15 protein-coding genes are annotated in these 16,674 nt (G+C 59.0%); 13 read left to right on the top strand and 2 right to left on the bottom strand.

Annotated elements, in window-relative coordinates:
• Window positions 1-96: 96 nt before the first annotated feature.
• Window positions 97-306, top strand: coding sequence for a DUF2517 family protein (locus ABLV54_RS16185; protein ID WP_004142243.1), 210 nt, complete (start codon window positions 97-99; stop codon window positions 304-306).
• Window positions 307-488: 182 nt separating this feature from the next.
• Window positions 489-1,931, top strand: a complete 1,443-nt coding sequence (gene phrB / locus ABLV54_RS16180; RefSeq protein WP_050532979.1) for a deoxyribodipyrimidine photo-lyase — start codon at window positions 489-491, stop codon at window positions 1,929-1,931.
• On the opposite strand, the gene ABLV54_RS16175 is transcribed toward phrB, so the two are convergent.
• Complete coding sequence (locus tag ABLV54_RS16175; protein WP_050532978.1) at window positions 1,903-3,381, bottom strand: MFS transporter; 1,479 nt, start codon at window positions 3,379-3,381, stop codon at window positions 1,903-1,905. The two genes, phrB and ABLV54_RS16175, sit on opposite strands and share 29 nt — an antisense overlap.
• A 267-nt stretch (window positions 3,382-3,648) precedes the next feature.
• Here ABLV54_RS16175 and ABLV54_RS16170 point away from each other — a divergent pair, with 267 nt between their 5' ends.
• Genes ABLV54_RS16170 through nei form a run of 6 tightly spaced genes read left to right on the top strand, consistent with a single transcriptional unit; the run spans window position 3,649 to window position 8,212 of the window.
• Window positions 3,649-4,392: a type 2 GTP cyclohydrolase I gene (locus ABLV54_RS16170; protein ID WP_004885970.1), complete on the top strand. Its 744-nt coding sequence runs from the start codon at window positions 3,649-3,651 to the stop codon at window positions 4,390-4,392.
• A 14-nt stretch (window positions 4,393-4,406) separates the two neighbouring features.
• A complete protein-coding gene (gene pxpB / locus ABLV54_RS16165; protein WP_050532977.1) occupies window positions 4,407-5,063 on the top strand; it encodes a 5-oxoprolinase subunit PxpB in 657 nt (218 codons plus the stop codon).
• Window positions 5,057-5,989 carry a 5-oxoprolinase subunit PxpC gene (pxpC, locus tag ABLV54_RS16160; protein ID WP_023288869.1) on the top strand — a complete coding sequence of 311 codons (933 nt, stop codon included), beginning with the start codon at window positions 5,057-5,059 and terminating at the stop codon, window positions 5,987-5,989. Before pxpB ends, pxpC begins: the two co-directional genes overlap by 7 nt.
• On the top strand, window positions 5,979-6,731 hold the full coding sequence (pxpA, locus tag ABLV54_RS16155) for a 5-oxoprolinase subunit PxpA (protein ID WP_050532976.1): 753 nt from the start codon (window positions 5,979-5,981) through the stop codon (window positions 6,729-6,731). Before pxpC ends, pxpA begins: the two co-directional genes overlap by 11 nt.
• A 29-nt stretch (window positions 6,732-6,760) precedes the next feature.
• The gene (pcp, locus tag ABLV54_RS16150) at window positions 6,761-7,405 is read left to right on the top strand and encodes a pyroglutamyl-peptidase I (protein WP_048334976.1); all 645 of its coding nucleotides are present in this window, start codon (window positions 6,761-6,763) and stop codon (window positions 7,403-7,405) included.
• 15 nt (window positions 7,406-7,420) lie between these two features.
• Window positions 7,421-8,212, top strand: coding sequence for an endonuclease VIII (nei, locus tag ABLV54_RS16145; RefSeq protein WP_023288872.1), 792 nt, complete (start codon window positions 7,421-7,423; stop codon window positions 8,210-8,212).
• A gap of 85 nt (window positions 8,213-8,297) precedes the next feature.
• Here nei and gltA read toward each other — a convergent pair whose 3' ends face one another.
• Window positions 8,298-9,581 carry a citrate synthase gene (gltA, locus tag ABLV54_RS16140; RefSeq protein WP_023288873.1) on the bottom strand — a complete coding sequence of 428 codons (1,284 nt, stop codon included), beginning with the start codon at window positions 9,579-9,581 and terminating at the stop codon, window positions 8,298-8,300.
• Between the two features lie 640 nt (window positions 9,582-10,221).
• On the opposite strand from gltA, the gene sdhC reads away from it, so the two are divergent.
• The 5 genes from sdhC (at window position 10,222) to sucA (ending at window position 16,664) form a co-directional block, all read left to right on the top strand.
• Complete coding sequence (sdhC, locus tag ABLV54_RS16135) at window positions 10,222-10,626, top strand: succinate dehydrogenase cytochrome b556 subunit (protein ID WP_004142216.1); 405 nt, start codon at window positions 10,222-10,224, stop codon at window positions 10,624-10,626.
• Window positions 10,620-10,967: a succinate dehydrogenase membrane anchor subunit gene (sdhD, locus tag ABLV54_RS16130; RefSeq protein WP_002894949.1), complete on the top strand. Its 348-nt coding sequence runs from the start codon at window positions 10,620-10,622 to the stop codon at window positions 10,965-10,967. Before sdhC ends, sdhD begins: the two co-directional genes overlap by 7 nt.
• Entirely contained in the window at window positions 10,967-12,733 is a 1,767-nt protein-coding gene (gene sdhA / locus ABLV54_RS16125) for a succinate dehydrogenase flavoprotein subunit (RefSeq protein ID WP_004179067.1), read from the top strand. The genes sdhD and sdhA overlap by 1 nt, the downstream gene beginning before the upstream one ends.
• Window positions 12,734-12,748: 15 nt before the next feature.
• Window positions 12,749-13,465 carry a succinate dehydrogenase iron-sulfur subunit SdhB gene (gene sdhB / locus ABLV54_RS16120; RefSeq protein WP_023288874.1) on the top strand — a complete coding sequence of 239 codons (717 nt, stop codon included), beginning with the start codon at window positions 12,749-12,751 and terminating at the stop codon, window positions 13,463-13,465.
• A gap of 391 nt (window positions 13,466-13,856) precedes the next feature.
• Window positions 13,857-16,664, top strand: coding sequence for a 2-oxoglutarate dehydrogenase E1 component (sucA, locus tag ABLV54_RS16115; protein WP_023288875.1), 2,808 nt, complete (start codon window positions 13,857-13,859; stop codon window positions 16,662-16,664).
• The last annotated feature ends 10 nt before the right edge of the window (window positions 16,665-16,674 follow it).

Below are 16,674 nucleotides of genomic sequence, written 5' to 3'. Positions count from 1 at the left end.
AGTAGTAAAATTACAACCAACGCGGTACTATTTTGCTCAAACAAACATGGTAATTTTTTACCGGCGCGACTTGCCGGCCTGACAAAGGGGAGAGAAATGATGGCGTTGTACAAAGCTTATCCTGCTCATATTATTTTGCTGCGTCGGGCTTTCGCCGTCGTGGCTGGCGTCGCGGCGCTGCCGGTGATGCTGTTCTGGAAAGATCGCGCCCGCTATTACAGCTGGCTGCACCGGGTGTGGTCGAAAACCAGCGAGCAGCCGGTGTGGATGGCGCAGGCGGAAAAAGCCGCTCACGACTTCTACTGATTCGCCCTGCTGCAATGAAAGCCAATAACCGCCGGTTGCCCCCGGCGGTTTTTTTTCGTCGCTTGTCTACACTCGTTGCAAGCGCCGCAGCGGGATTGGCAGGTGCTTATTTTGCCGGAGCGCGCTATTTTTTCCGGCTTAGATCATGAGATGAGTTTTGCTGACGGATAATGAGGAGTGATATGGCCACCCATCTGGTCTGGTTACGCACGGATTTACGCATTCACGATAACCTGGCGCTGGCCGCCGCCTGCCGCGATCCGCAGGCGCAGGTGCTGGCGCTCTATATTGCCACCCCGGGGCAGTGGCGCGAGCATCATATGGCGCCGCGGCAGGCCGCTTTTATCGCCAGCCATTTGCACAGTCTGCACGCCGCGCTGGCGGAGCGTGGCATACCGTTGTGGGTAGAAGAGGCGGACGATTTTAGCGCCAGCGTCGAGCGGCTGGCCCAGTTTTGCCAGCAGCACCAGGTCAGTCACCTGTTCTACAACTATCAGTACGAATTCAATGAACGCCAGCGCGATGCCGCCGTTGAGAACACCTTGAGCGAAGTGATTTGCCAGGGATTTGACGACAGCGTCCTGTTGCCGCCCGGCAGCGTACTGACCGGCGGCGGCGAAATGTATAAAGTCTTCACTCCGTTTAAGAATGCGTTTATTCGCCGGCTGCGGGAAGGGCTGCCGGCGTGCGTGGCCGCGCCAAAGCCGCGCGAGGCACCCGCCCGCCAGGCGCCGCCGCCGCCGGAGCTCAACTATCCGCAAACGCCGTTCGATGGGCTGCTGTTTGCCGCGGATGAAAAAACGGCGCTGGCGCGGCTGCGCGCGTTTTGTCAGCAACCGGCGGCGGATTATGAGGGGCAGCGCGACTTCCCGGCCGTGGAAGGGACCAGTCGCCTGTCGCCCTGCCTGGCCACCGGGGTGCTGTCGCCGCGCCAGTGCCTGCATCGGCTGCTGACGGAACACCCCGCCGCGCTGGACGGCGGGGCAGGCGCCACCTGGCTTAATGAGCTGATTTGGCGCGAGTTTTACCGCCATCTGATGGTCTACTATCCGAAACTCTGTAAAGGACGGCCGTTTGTCGCCTGGACCGATAAGGTCGCCTGGCGCGAAGAGGATGGCGCCCTGCAGGCCTGGCAGCGCGGGGAGACCGGCTATCCGATTGTCGATGCCGCCATGCGCCAGCTTAACGCCACCGGCTGGATGCATAACCGGTTGCGCATGATCGTCGCCAGCTTCCTGACTAAAGATCTGCGCCTCGACTGGCGGGCAGGGGAGCGCTATTTCATGAGCCAGCTGATTGATGGCGACCTGGCGGCGAACAACGGCGGCTGGCAGTGGGCGGCTTCGACGGGCACCGACGCCGCGCCCTATTTCCGCATATTTAATCCCACCACCCAGGGCGAGAAGTTTGATAAGCAGGGGGTGTTTATGCGTCGCTGGCTGCCGGAGCTGGCAAAGGTGCCGGAGAAGGCGCTGCATCAGCCGTGGGCGTGGGCGGATAAACAGGGGGTTACGCTGGATTATCCGCGCCCGATAGTCGATCACAAGCAGGCGCGGCAGGAGACGCTGGCGGCCTGGGAGGCCGCCAGAAAGGGGATTACTCCACCGCCAGACGGCGGGTCCTGACCTTCAGCGAGTGATACAGCCAGATGACCAGCACCACGCCGACGCAGGCCAGCGCGCCCCAGGTGATCTGGCTGAAGACGTTGATGTAGGCGTCAATGGAGTAGTTCATCGCCCCGGCGGCGTCGAATGACGCCTGCGAGGTCTGGTCGGCGATAACGCCGGCCAGATAGTTGGCGATAGCCCCGGAGAGCAGCATATAGATGCCGGTCAACACCCCGGTGACCCCCGGGATCTCAATGCGGGTGATTTGCGACATCGCGACCGGGTCGATAAACAGTTCGGCAAAACCCATCACCGCCAGCCCCAGCACCATCAGCGGCATGGACGACTGACCATAGGCCGCCGACCAGCGGGCGCTGAGGGTTAGGATGCAGAACCCGGCGCTCATCAGGCCCAGACCGAGGGCAAATTTTCCCCAGATGCGCACGGTGCGATTACCGCCGACGCTCTCTTTCACCAGCCACGCCAGCACCATGCCGCAGAGCATCACCGCGAAGGCGTTGAGCGACTGGAACATAGCGGTAGGGACTTCGTAGCTCATGATATGGCGGTTAACGAAGCGGTCAATATACAGGCTGATGGAGCTGCCGCCCTGTTGGGCGAAGGCCCAGAACAGCAGGCTGAAAGCGGTCAGGACGACGATCAGGCGCAGATCCTTGCGCTGTTTATCGGTCTCGGCGCGCAGGTAGATCCGCGCCAGCACCGCGAGGCCAATGGCCGTGGCCACGATCAGGGCATATACCGACCACTCCTGCCAGAACAGCACGGCAATCAGCAGCGGAGCAGTGACCAGCAGCACCAGCAGCCAGCCCCAGTTCGGCAGCAGGAAGCGACGGGCGCACAGCGCCTGGCGGTTCACGCCGGCGGTATGCTGGAAGTGACGGTTGCCGCAGAGGAAAATCACCAGTCCCGCCACCATGCCGATGGCCGCCAGGGCAAAGCCCATCGCCCAGCTATACTCCTCCTGGACGTAGCCGCAGGCGATCGGCGCGATGATCGAGCCGATATTGCCCGCGGCATACATCAGCGAGAAACCGCCATCGCGACGCGGATCGGCGGGTTCGTACAGCTCGCCCAGCAGACAGCTGACGTTGGATTTAAACAACCCGTAGCCGCAGACGATGATCGCCAGCGACAGGTAGAGGAAGACCGGGGCGGTTTCGCTGGCCCCGAGCACCAGATGGCCAATGGCCATCAGCAGCGCGCCGAGCATGACCGCCATCCGGTTGCCTAACAGCTTATCGGCCAGATAGCCGCCGAGGATCGGCGTCACATAGACCAGCGAACAGTAGGCGCTGAACAGGGCGTAAGCGTGGTTATCGTCATATTTAAGCTGATTGGTGAGATAGAGGATCAGCAGGGCGCGCATGCCGTAGAAGCTAAAGTATTCCCAGATTTGCAGCGCCACGACGTAGTAAATCGCCCGCGGTTGCGATGATGTTGTCTTCATGAGAAGTGTGTTTCCTGGCGTAAAGCGAAAGTCGATCGTTCTGCATGAATAGCGTTTAATTAGTCATATTCATGGCTTGAGGGGCTTTCTGATTATTTAATATGCTTTATTAGTGCATAAATATACACGAATGCGCGGCGGGATGAATAGACAAATTGCGCTATTCGGTAAAAAGTCATCGTCAGTGTCGGAGGCGGACTATCGACGACCCGAATGGATCTGGTTATGTTATGCCTTTGTATACCCTGATTATCTGCTGGAGTGGCGATGAAAAATAGCGAACTGGAACAACTGATAAACGACAAGCTCAATAGCGCAGCCATCAGTGACTTCGCCCCTAACGGTCTGCAGGTGGAAGGGCGCGACACGGTGCACAAGATCGTCACCGGAGTCACGGCCAGCCAGGCGCTGCTGGATGAGGCCGTCCGCCTGCAGGCGGATGCGGTAATCGTCCATCACGGCTATTTCTGGAAAAACGAATCGCCAGTGATCCGCGGCATGAAGCGCCGGCGCCTGAAAACCCTGCTGGCCAACGATATCAATCTCTACGGCTGGCACCTGCCGCTGGATGCCCATCCCGAGCTGGGCAATAACGCGCAGCTGGCGCATCTGCTGGGGATTAACGTGCTGGGCGAAATCGAACCGCTGGTGCCCTGGGGCGAACTGTCGATGCCGGTGTCCGGCCTCGAGCTGGCCTCGTGGATTGAAGCGCGGCTGGGACGCAAGCCGCTGTGGTGCGGCGATACCGGGCCGGACACCGTCAGCCGCGTCGCCTGGTGTACCGGGGGCGGCCAGAGCTTTATCGACGCCGCGGCGCGCTTTGGCGTGGACGCGTTTATCACCGGCGAGGTGTCGGAACAAACCATCCACTCTGCCCGCGAGCAGGGCCTGCATTTTTATGCCGCCGGCCACCACGCCACCGAGCGGGGCGGCATTCGCGCCCTCAGCGAATGGCTGACGGAAACCACCGACCTGGATGTCACCTTTATTGATATTCCTAACCCTGCCTGACGGGAGAGAGAAAAGTGCAGCGAGCGCGTTGTTATCTGTTAGGAGAAACGGCTGTCGTGCTGGAGCTGGAGCCGCCGGTTACCCTTGAAAGCCAGCAACGGATCTGGGGATTAGCCCAGCGTCTGGCGAACCATGAAGAGGTGATTGACGCCATTCCCGGCATGAACAATATCACTGTGGTGCTCCGCCGCCCGCAGGAGGTGGCGTGGGAGGCGATAGACCGTCTGCAGCGCTGGTGGGAGGAGAGCCTCGCGATCGAGCCTGAGTCGCGCTCGCTGTCTGTTCCGGTCGTCTACGGCGGCGAGGCCGGACCGGACCTCGGTGTAGTGGCGCAGCACAGCGGCCTGAGTGAAAAACAGGTCGTGGAGCTGCACACCTCGGTGGAATATCTGGTCTGGTTTATTGGTTTTCAGCCGGGATTTCCCTACCTGGGCGGGCTGCCTGCGGCGCTGGCGACACCGCGTCGCGCCGAACCGCGCGTGCTCGTCCCGGCCGGATCGGTGGGTATCGGCGGCGCGCAAACCGGTATCTATCCGCTGGCGACGCCCGGCGGCTGGCAGCTGCTGGGGCGCACCGCGCTGACGCTGTTCGACCCGGCGCGGAAGGAGCCTGCGCTACTGCGCGTGGGCGATAAAATTCGCTTTGTGCCGCAAAAGGAGGGGGTATGTTGACCTTGATCCGCGCCGGCCTGTACACCTCGGTACAGGACGGTGGACGAGAAGGCCTGCGCCAGTCTGGCATCAGCCGCTGCGGCGCCCTGGATTATCCCTCGCTGGTGATTGCCAATCTGCTGGTTGGCAACGAGGCGAATGCCGCCGGGCTGGAGATTACCCTCGGCCAGGTGGAGATCGAATTTGCCCGCAGCGGCTGGTTTGCGCTGACCGGCGCCGCCTGCGAAGCGACGCTGGACGGTAAAGCGGTCTGGGTGGGCTGGCGCACCGCCTACCGGGCCGGGCAGCGGCTGGTGCTGAAAACGCCCCAGCATGGCATCCGTAGCTATCTGGCGGTGGCGGGCGGGATTGCGGTCCCCGAGGTCCTTGGCTCGCGCTGCACGGATCTCAAGGCGGGGATTGGCGGTCTGGAAGGACGCCGCCTGCAGGATGGCGACAAGCTGAAGCTCGGGAAAGCCGCCCGCCGCTTCACCACCCCGCGCGGCGTCAAGCAGCTGCCGCTGGGCAACCGCATTCGTGCGCTGCCCGGGCCGGAGTACCATGAATTTGACGAGGCCTCGCAGGCGTCATTCTGGCGCGCCCCCTGGAAGCTCAGTCCGCAGAGTAACCGCATGGGGTACCGCCTGCAGGGGCAGCCGCTGAAACGCACCACCGATCGTGAAATGCTGTCGCACGGCCTGCTGCCGGGCGTGGTGCAGGTGCCGCACAACGGCCAGCCCATTGTGCTGATGAACGACGCGCAAACCACCGGCGGCTATCCGCGGATCGCCTGCATTATCGATGCCGATATGTACCAGCTGGCGCAGATCCCGCTGGGGCAGCCGATCCATTTCGTGGCCTGCTCGCTGGAGGAGGCGCTGAAGGCGCGGGCCGATCGCCAGCGTTATCTTGAACAACTGGCCTGGAGACTCCACGATGATGATTGATCTTAATGCCGATCTCGGGGAAGGCGGGGCGAACGATAGCGCGCTGCTCCAGCTGGTGTCATCGGCGAATATCGCCTGTGGTTTTCACGCCGGCGACGCCGGGCTGATGGTGCAGAGCGTGCGCGAGGCGCTGAAGTACGGCGTGGCGGTGGGCGCCCATCCGGGATATCCCGACCGGGAAAATTTTGGCCGTACGGCGATGGATCTGCCGCCGGAAACGGTCTATGCCCAGACGCTGTATCAGATTGGCGCTCTGGCGGCGATCGTTCAGTCGCAGGGCGGCGAGATGCAGCACGTGAAGCCGCACGGCATGCTCTACAACCAGGCGGCCAAATCGCCGCCGCTGGCCGACGCGATCGCCCGCGCGGTCCGCGATGTTAACCCGCAGCTGGTGCTGGTGGGTCTGGCGGGCAGCGAATTGATCCGCGCCGGTCAGCGCTATGGTCTGACGACGCGTCAGGAGGTGTTTGCCGATCGCGGTTATCTGGCCGACGGCAGCCTGGTGCCGCGCAGCCAGCCCGGGGCGCTGATTGACAGCGAAGAGCAGGCCCTGGCGCAAACCCTCGAGATGGTGCAACACCACCGGGTGCGCAGCGTCAGCGGCGAATGGGCGAACGTGGTGGCGCAGACGGTATGTCTGCACGGTGATGGTCCGCATGCCCTCGATTTTGCCCGCCGCTTACGGGCGGCGTTCGCCGGGCGCCATATTCTGGTCAGCGCTCAGCCTGAGGCTGAGATATGACAATCGGCATGACCGCGAAGGAGAGGATGGTGGCGGGAGTATTACTCACCGGTTTCGAACCCTTTGACGGCGAGACGGTGAACCCTTCCTGGGAAGTGGTGCAGCAGCTTGACGGCACTATGATTGCTGGCCAGCCGGTGACCGCCCGGCAGCTTCCCTGCGTGTTTGGCGAGGCGCTGTCGGCGCTCGACGCGGCGATAGAAGACCTGCAGCCGAAGCTGGTTATCGCGGTGGGGCAGGCCGGCGGTCGGGTCGATATCAGCGTCGAACGTGTGGCGATCAACGTCGATGATGCGCGTATCCCCGATAACAAAGGCCAGCAACCCATCGACACGCCGATCGTCGACGGCGGGCCGGCGGCGTGGTTCAGCACCTTGCCGATCAAAGCGATCGTCAGCGCGCTGCGCGATCGCGGGATCCCGGCCTCGGTGTCGCAAACCGCCGGCACCTTCGTCTGCAACCACGTCATGTACGGCCTGTTGCATAGGCTGCAGGGTCAGGCTGAGGTGAGAGGCGGTTTTATCCATATTCCATGGCTACCGGCGCAGGCGGCGGCCCATCCCGGCGAGCCGAGTATGGCGATCGCCACCGTGCGGGAGGCGCTGGAGACGGCCATTGCCGTGGCCCTGCGCCAGCCGGTGGACAGTAAACTGGGCGGCGGCGCCACCCACTGACAAAAGGATGACAGTATGCCGGAAGGTCCGGAGATCCGCCGCGCGGCGGATACACTGGAGGCGGCAATCAAAGACGAACCCTTAACCGACGTCTGGTTCGCCTTTCCCCGGTTGCAACCCTACCAAACCCCGCTGATTGGTCAGCGGGTTACCCATATCGACACCCGGGGCAAAGCCCTGCTGACCCGCTTCTCCGGCGGCCTGACCCTGTACAGCCATAATCAGCTGTACGGCGTCTGGCGCGTGGTTGACGCTGGCGAACAGCCCGCCTCTAACCGGGTGCTGCGCGTCAGGCTCCAGACCGCCAGCAAGGCGATTTTGCTCTACAGCGCGTCGGACATTGAGATGCTCACAGCGGAGCAGGTGGCCAACCATCCGTTCTTGCTGCGCATCGGTCCGGACGTACTGGATATGACGTTAACCGCGGAGCAGGTGAAAGCGCGGCTGCTGTCGGCCAAATTCCGCCATCGTCAGTTTTCCGGCCTGCTGTTGGATCAGGCTTTTCTTGCCGGGCTGGGAAACTATCTGCGGGTGGAAATCCTCTGGCAGGTGGGGCTGACCGGGCAGCATAAGGCCTCGGAGCTGAATGCAATACAACTGGATGCGCTGGCGCACGCGCTGCTCGATATCCCGCGGCTTTCTTATCGCACCCGCGGCCAGCCCGATGACAACAAGCACCACGGCGCGCTGTTCCGCTTTAAGGTGTTCCATCGCGATGGTGAACAGTGCGAGCGCTGCGGGGGCGTGATTGAGAAGACGATGCTCTCCTCGCGGCCCTTTTACTGGTGCCCGCACTGCCAGCATTAAGCCGGCGGCCAGGCAGCGCCAGACCTCATCGTCAGGCATAAAAAAACGCGCCATCAGGCGCGTTTTTATCATCCGGACAGCGAGATTAACGCTTGATGTCGGACTGGAAATCGCGTTTTTCGTAGCCGGTATAGAGCTGACGCGGACGGGCGATTTTCATGCCATCGCTGTGCATTTCGTTCCAGTGCGCAATCCAGCCCACGGTACGCGCCATGGCGAAGATAACGGTAAACATGGAGGACGGAATACCCATCGCTTTCAGGATGATACCGGAGTAGAAGTCGACGTTCGGGTAGAGTTTCTTCTCGATGAAGTACGGGTCGTTCAGCGCGATATGCTCCAGCTCCATGGCCACCTGCAGCAGGTCGTCTTTGGTGCCCAGCTCTTTCAGCACTTCATGGCAGGTTTCACGCATCACGGTGGCGCGCGGGTCGTAGTTTTTGTACACACGATGGCCGAAGCCCATCAGGCGGAAAGAGTCATTCTTGTCTTTCGCACGACGAACAAATTCCGGAATGTGCTCAACGGAGCTGATCTCTTCCAGCATTTTCAGCGCCGCTTCGTTGGCGCCGCCGTGCGCCGGTCCCCACAGGGAGGCGATGCCGGCTGCGATACAAGCGAACGGGTTAGCGCCGGAAGAGCCCGCAGTACGTACCGTCGAGGTCGAGGCGTTCTGTTCGTGATCGGCGTGCAGGATCAGAATACGGTCCATTGCGCGCTCCAGCACCGGATTGACTTCGTACTCTTCGCACGGCGTGGCGAACATCATGCGCAGGAAGTTGCCGGCGTAGGAGAGGTCATTGCGCGGATAAACAAACGGCTGGCCGATAGAATACTTGTAACACATGGCTGCCATGGTCGGCATTTTGGACAGCAGGCGATAGGCGGCAATTTCACGGTGACGCGGGTTATTCACGTCGAGGGAGTCGTGATAGAACGCCGCCAGGGCGCCGGTGATCCCGCACATAACGGCCATCGGGTGAGAATCGCGACGGAACGCATGGAACAGACGAGTAATCTGCTCATGGATCATGGTGTGGCGGGTGACGGTGGTTTTGAATTCGTCATATTCGGCCTGGGTCGGTTTTTCACCGTTTAGCAGAATGTAACAAACTTCAAGATAGTTTGATTCGGTCGCTAACTGGTCGATCGGGAAGCCACGGTGCAGCAGGATCCCCTCGTCACCATCGATAAACGTAATTTTAGATTCACAGGAAGCGGTAGATGTGAAACCTGGGTCAAAGGTAAATACGCCTTTTGAACCAAGACTACGAATATCAATAACATCCTGACCGAGCGTGCCTTTTAGCACATCCAGTTCAATAGCAGTGTCACCACCCAGGGTGATTTTTGCTTTAGCATCAGACATTTATGGTCTCCTTAGCGCCTTTATTGCTTAAGACTGCCGGGTGGTGGATTTGCTTTCGGCCCGCGCCCGTATACGTTACCAGTTTGTTATGTTGCACACAGCTCTGCGTCAGCGAAAAGGGCAGGGTACAGAGCAACGGCGCTTGATGGCACGTTCTTCAGGGCTGCGGTGAAACAACAGCAAATCAGCGTTTTAGCAGTCCGAATATTAAAACCTGTATACCACTAATAACTGTCCTGATTACATCGGTCAATACTGACACACTGTTACATAACTTATTCTCAGGTGAAAGCATGACCTCATAACTTTTGAGCATTATTGCATTTAACTGGTAATGGTTGTAACAAGAATGTTTAATATTTGTCAAATCAGGTGATTAAAAATTAAAAAAATGTTGTTATCGTGACCTTGATCACTGTTCCGGAGAAAACCCAACAAACTATATGTAGGTTAATTGTAATGATTTTGTGAACGGCCTATACTGCGGCCAGGTCTCCGGAACACCCTGCAATCCCGAGCCACCCAGCGTTGTTTAGTGATGTTTTAATGCCTGAAAAGACGTTTTAACATGACTTCTGGTTATAGAAAGGACGCTGTCTGACCCGCAAGCAGACCGGAGGAAGGAAACAATAAGAACAGCATGTGGGCGTTATTCATGGTAAGAAATGTGAAAAAACAAAGACCTGTCAATCTGGATCTACAAACGATACGGTTCCCAATCACGGCGATAGCGTCCATTCTCCATCGCGTTTCCGGTGTCATCACCTTCGTGGCGGTCGGAATTCTGCTTTGGCTGCTGGGCACCAGCCTCTCCTCCCCTGAAGGTTTTCTGACGGCGGCCTCGATCATGGATAGCTTCTTTGTGAAGTTCATCATGTGGGGCATTCTCACCGCGCTGGCCTATCACGTCGTTGTTGGTATCCGCCATCTGATGATGGACTTTGGCTACCTGGACGAAACCCTCGAAGCAGGGAAACGTTCCGCCAAGATTTCTTTTGTTATTACTGTCGTGCTTTCACTTCTCGCAGGAGTCCTCGTATGGTAAGCAACGCCTCAGCACTGGGACGCAACGGCGTACATGACTTTATTCTGGTCCGTGCTACCGCCATCGTTCTGACCCTCTACATCATCTACATGGTTGGCTTCTTCGCGACCACCGGTGAAATCTCATGGGAAGTGTGGACCGGATTCTTTGCCTCCGGCTTCACTAAAGTCTTCACTCTGCTGGCTCTCGTTTCCATTCTTATCCATGCCTGGATCGGGATGTGGCAGGTGTTAACGGACTACGTTAAACCACTGGCTCTGCGCCTGGTTCTGCAACTGGCTATCGTTGTAGCGCTGGTGGCTTACGTTCTTTATGGATTTGTTGTGGTGTGGGGTGTGTAATGAAATTGCCAGTCAGAGAGTTTGATGCTGTTGTCATCGGTGCCGGCGGCGCAGGTATGCGCGCGGCGCTGCAAATTTCCCAGAGCGGACAGACCTGTGCGCTGCTCTCCAAAGTTTTCCCGACCCGTTCGCACACCGTATCCGCGCAGGGTGGTATCACCGTCGCGCTCGGTAACTCCCATGAAGATAACTGGGAATGGCATATGTACGACACCGTAAAAGGGTCGGACTATATCGGCGACCAGGACGCCATCGAATATATGTGTAAGACCGGCCCGGAAGCGATTCTCGAGCTGGAGCATATGGGCTTGCCGTTCTCCCGTCTTGACGACGGCCGTATTTATCAGCGCCCGTTCGGCGGCCAGTCGAAGAACTTCGGCGGCGAGCAGGCGGCGCGTACCGCGGCGGCGGCTGACCGTACCGGCCACGCCCTGCTGCACACCCTGTACCAGCAGAATCTCAAAAACCACACCACTATCTTCTCCGAATGGTATGCCCTCGATCTGGTGAAAAACCAGGACGGCGCGGTGGTGGGTTGTACCGCCCTGTGCATCGAGACCGGCGAAGTGGTCTACTTTAAAGCCCGCGCCACCGTGCTGGCGACCGGCGGCGCAGGCCGTATCTATCAGTCCACCACCAACGCCCACATCAACACCGGTGACGGCGTCGGGATGGCCATTCGCGCCGGCGTGCCGGTGCAGGATATGGAAATGTGGCAGTTCCACCCGACCGGTATCGCCGGGGCCGGGGTGCTGGTTACCGAAGGCTGTCGCGGCGAAGGCGGTTATCTGCTGAATAAACACGGCGAGCGCTTTATGGAGCGTTATGCGCCGAACGCGAAAGACCTGGCGGGTCGTGACGTGGTGGCGCGTTCCATCATGATCGAGATCCGCGAAGGCCGCGGCTGCGACGGTCCGTGGGGCCCGCACGCGAAACTGAAACTGGATCACCTGGGTAAAGAGGTTCTGGAATCTCGTCTGCCGGGTATCCTTGAGCTGTCCCGCACCTTTGCTCACGTCGATCCGGTGAAAGAGCCGATCCCGGTTATCCCAACCTGCCACTACATGATGGGCGGTATTCCGACCAAAGTGACCGGCCAGGCGCTGACCGTCAATGAGAAGGGCGAAGACGTGGTGATCCCGGGTCTGTTCGCGGTGGGCGAAATCGCCTGCGTATCGGTCCACGGCGCCAACCGTCTGGGCGGCAACTCGCTGCTCGACCTGGTGGTCTTCGGCCGCGCGGCGGGCCTGCATCTGCAGGAGTCTATCGCCGAGCAGGGCACGCTGCGCGACGCCAGCGAATCCGATATCGAAGGCTCGCTGGACCGCCTCAACCGCTGGAACAACACCCGTTCCGGTGAAGATCCGGTGGCGATCCGCAAAGCGCTGCAGGAATGTATGCAGCATAACTTCTCGGTGTTCCGCGAAGGCGATGCGATGCACAAAGGTCTGGAACAGCTGAAAGTGATCCGCGAGCGCCTGAAAAACGCCCGTCTCGACGATACCTCCAGCGAGTTCAACACCCAGCGCGTTGAGTGCCTGGAGCTGGATAACCTGATGGAAACCGCGTACGCGACCGCCGTATCCGCTAACTTCCGTACCGAGAGCCGTGGCGCTCACAGCCGCTTCGACTTCCCGGATCGTGATGATGAAAACTGGCTGTGCCATTCCCTGTATCTGCCAGAGTCGGAATCCATGACGCGTCGTAGCGTCAACATGGAACCGAAACTGCGTCCGGCATTCCCGCCGAAGATTCGTACTTATTAATGCGGAGACAGGAAAATGAAACTCGAGTTTTCAATTTATCGCTATAACCCGGATGTTGACGACGCTCCGCACATGCAGGATTACACCCTCGACGCGGAAGAAGGTCGTGACATGATGCTGCTGGATGCGCTGATCCAGCTGAAAGAAAAAGATCCGTCGCTGTCGTTCCGCCGCTCCTGCCGTGAAGGGGTCTGCGGTTCCGATGGCCTGAACATGAACGGGAAAAACGGTCTGGCGTGCATCACGCCGATCTCCGCGCTGAATCAGCCGGGCAAGAAGATTGTTATCCGCCCGCTGCCAGGATTACCGGTTATCCGTGATTTGGTGGTGGACATGGGGCAATTCTATGCACAATATGAGAAGATTAAGCCTTACTTGTTGAATAATGGGCAAAATCCTCCGGCTCGCGAGCATCTGCAGATGCCTGAGCAGCGTGAGAAGCTCGATGGCCTGTACGAGTGTATTCTGTGCGCATGTTGTTCGACCTCGTGCCCGTCGTTCTGGTGGAACCCGGACAAGTTCATCGGCCCGGCAGGCCTGCTGGCCGCGTATCGCTTCCTGATCGACAGTCGCGATACCGAAACCAGCGAGCGTCTGGACGGCCTGAGCGATGCTTTCAGCGTATTCCGCTGTCACAGCATTATGAACTGCGTCAGTGTGTGTCCTAAGGGGCTGAACCCGACGCGCGCCATCGGCCATATTAAGTCGATGCTGCTGCAGCGCAGCGCGTAAGTTGTTTTAGTTGCCGGATGGCGACGTAAACGTCTTATCCGGCCTACAGGAGCATATTTTGTAGGCCTGATAAGCGAAGCGCCATCAGGCAATAGAAATAGCAGGAAATCTTTAAAAACCGCCAAATATGTACCAGTAATCAAGGCGTTCAGAGCGAGGTAAGGCGGCAACTGAACGCATCCCCGGGAGCATAGTGAACTATGTGACCGGGGTAAGTGAAGGCAGCTAACGCAACCGCAGCCTGAACGCCGAAGATTAATGGCAGTTTTTAAAGGTTCCTTAGCGGATAGAAACCACAACTCGTCCGCAACAAGTGAACCCCGGCACGTGCACTCGGTGTGCGTGGTAGTTTCTACGGCGAAATAAGCATATGAATGCTTAAGGGATCACGATGCAGAACGGCGCAATGAAAGCCTGGCTGGACTCTTCTTACCTCTCTGGTTCGAACCAGAGCTGGATAGAACAGCTCTATGAAGACTTCTTAACCGATCCTGACTCTGTTGACGCCAACTGGCGTTCAATGTTCCAGCAGTTACCTGGCACCGGAGTTAAACCGGATCAATTTCATTCCAAAACGCGTGATTATTTCCGTCGACTGGCGAAGGATGCCTCACGTTACACTTCTTCGATTTCCGACCCAGACACCAATGTGAAGCAGGTTAAAGTCCTGCAGCTCATCAACGCATACCGTTTCCGTGGCCACCAGCATGCGAATCTCGATCCGCTGGGGCTGTGGAAGCAAGAGAGAGTGGCGGATCTCGATCCGGCCTACCACGATCTGACCGAGGCCGATTTCCAGGAAAGCTATAACGTAGGTTCATTTGCCATCGGTAAAGACACGATGAAGCTGGGCGAGCTGATTGCCGCCCTTAAGCAAACCTACTGCGGCTCCATCGGCGCGGAATACATGCATATCACCTCTACCGAAGAAAAACGCTGGATCCAGCAGCGCATTGAATCGGTAGCCGGCAAAGCGAGCTTTACTGCGGAAGAGAAAAAACGTTTCCTCGGCGAACTGACTGCCGCGGAAGGACTAGAGCGCTACCTCGGCGCCAAATTCCCGGGGGCGAAGCGCTTCTCGCTGGAGGGTGGCGACGCCCTGATCCCCATGCTCAAAGAGATGATCCGCCATGCGGGTAAGAGCGGCACCCGTGAAGTGGTGCTGGGCATGGCGCACCGTGGCCGTCTCAACGTGCTGGTCAACGTGCTGGGTAAAAAACCGCAGGACCTGTTCGACGAGTTTGCCGGCAAACATAAAGAACACCTTGGTACCGGCGATGTGAAGTACCACATGGGCTTCTCTTCCGATATAGAAACCGAAGGCGGTCTGGTGCACCTGGCGCTGGCGTTTAACCCGTCGCACCTCGAGATCGTCAGCCCGGTGGTGATCGGTTCCGTACGCGCCCGTCTGGATCGTCTGGACGAGCCGAGCAGCAACAAGGTTCTGCCGATCACTATCCACGGCGACGCTGCGGTGACCGGCCAGGGCGTGGTTCAGGAAACCCTGAACATGTCCAAAGCCCGCGGTTACGAAGTGGGCGGGACCGTGCGCATCGTTATCAACAACCAGGTGGGCTTCACGACCTCTAACCCGCTGGATGCGCGTTCGACCCCGTACTGCACCGACATCGGTAAAATGGTGCAGGCGCCGATTTTCCACGTCAACGCCGACGACCCGGAAGCGGTCGCTTTCGTCACCCGTCTGGCGCTGGATTTCCGCAATACCTTCAAACGCGATGTCTTCATCGACCTGGTGTGCTACCGCCGTCACGGCCATAACGAAGCCGATGAGCCGAGCGCAACCCAGCCGCTGATGTATCAGAAGATCAAAAAGCACCCGACTCCGCGCAAAATCTATGCTGACAAGCTGGAGCAGGACAAGGTCGCGACCCTGGAAGATGCTACCGAGCAGGTTAACCTCTACCGCGATGCGCTGGATGCCGGCGAATGCGTGGTGAAGGAATGGCGTCCGATGAACATGCACTCCTTTACCTGGTCGCCGTACCTCAACCATGAGTGGGACGAGAGCTATCCGGATAAAGTGGAGCCGAAGCGTCTGCAGGAGCTGGCCAAACGCATCAGTACGGTGCCGGAAGGTATCGAAATGCAGTCCCGCGTGGCGAAAATTTACGCCGACCGCCAGGCGATGGCGGCAGGTGAGAAGCTGTTCGATTGGGGCGGCGCTGAAAACCTGGCCTACGCCACGCTGGTTGACGAAGGTATTCCGGTGCGTCTGTCCGGGGAAGACTCCGGTCGCGGCACCTTCTTCCACCGTCATGCGGTGATCCATAACCAGACCAATGGTTCAACCTACACCCCGCTGCAGCATGTCCATAACGGTCAGGGCCAGTTCCGCGTTTGGGACTCCGTGCTGTCTGAAGAAGCGGTGCTGGCGTTTGAATATGGTTACGCCACTGCAGAGCCGCGCACCCTGACCATCTGGGAAGCGCAGTTTGGCGACTTCGCCAACGGCGCGCAGGTGGTGATCGACCAGTTCATCTCCTCCGGTGAGCAGAAGTGGGGCCGGATGTGCGGCCTGGTGATGCTCCTGCCGCACGGCTACGAAGGCCAGGGCCCGGAGCACTCCTCCGCCCGTCTGGAGCGTTATCTGCAGCTGTGCGCTGAGCAGAATATGCAGGTATGCGTGCCGTCCACGCCGGCGCAGGTGTACCACATGCTGCGTCGTCAGGCGCTGCGCGGTATGCGTCGTCCGCTGGTGGTGATGTCGCCGAAGTCGCTGCTGCGTCATCCGCTGGCGGTCTCCAGCATGGATGAGCTGGCAAACGGCACTTTCCTGCCGGCCATCGGTGAAATCGATCAACTTGATCCGCAGGCTGTGAAGCGCGTGGTGCTGTGCTCTGGTAAGGTTTACTACGACCTACTGGAACAGCGCCGTAAAAACGAGCAAAAAGATGTCGCTATCGTTCGTATCGAGCAGCTCTATCCGTTCCCGCATCAGGCGGTGCAGGATGCGCTGAAAGCGTATGCGCACGTACATGATTTTGTCTGGTGCCAGGAAGAGCCGCTCAACCAGGGCGCATGGTACTGCAGCCAGCATCACTTCCGTGAAGTGATTCCGTTTGGGGCCTCTCTGCGTTATGCAGGCCGCCCGGCCTCCGCCTCTCCGGCGGTAGGGTATATGTCCGTTCACCAGAAACAGCAACAAGATCTGGTCAATGACGCGCTGAACGTCGATTAATTAAAGGATA

Origin of the sequence: Klebsiella sp. JB_Kp042 (genome assembly GCF_040065275.1) — a bacterium.
In the GTDB taxonomy this organism is placed as follows: domain Bacteria; phylum Pseudomonadota; class Gammaproteobacteria; order Enterobacterales; family Enterobacteriaceae; genus Klebsiella; species Klebsiella quasipneumoniae.
The sequence above is the reverse complement of the archived record's forward strand: the minus strand, read 5'-3'. Positions and strand labels throughout refer to the sequence as shown.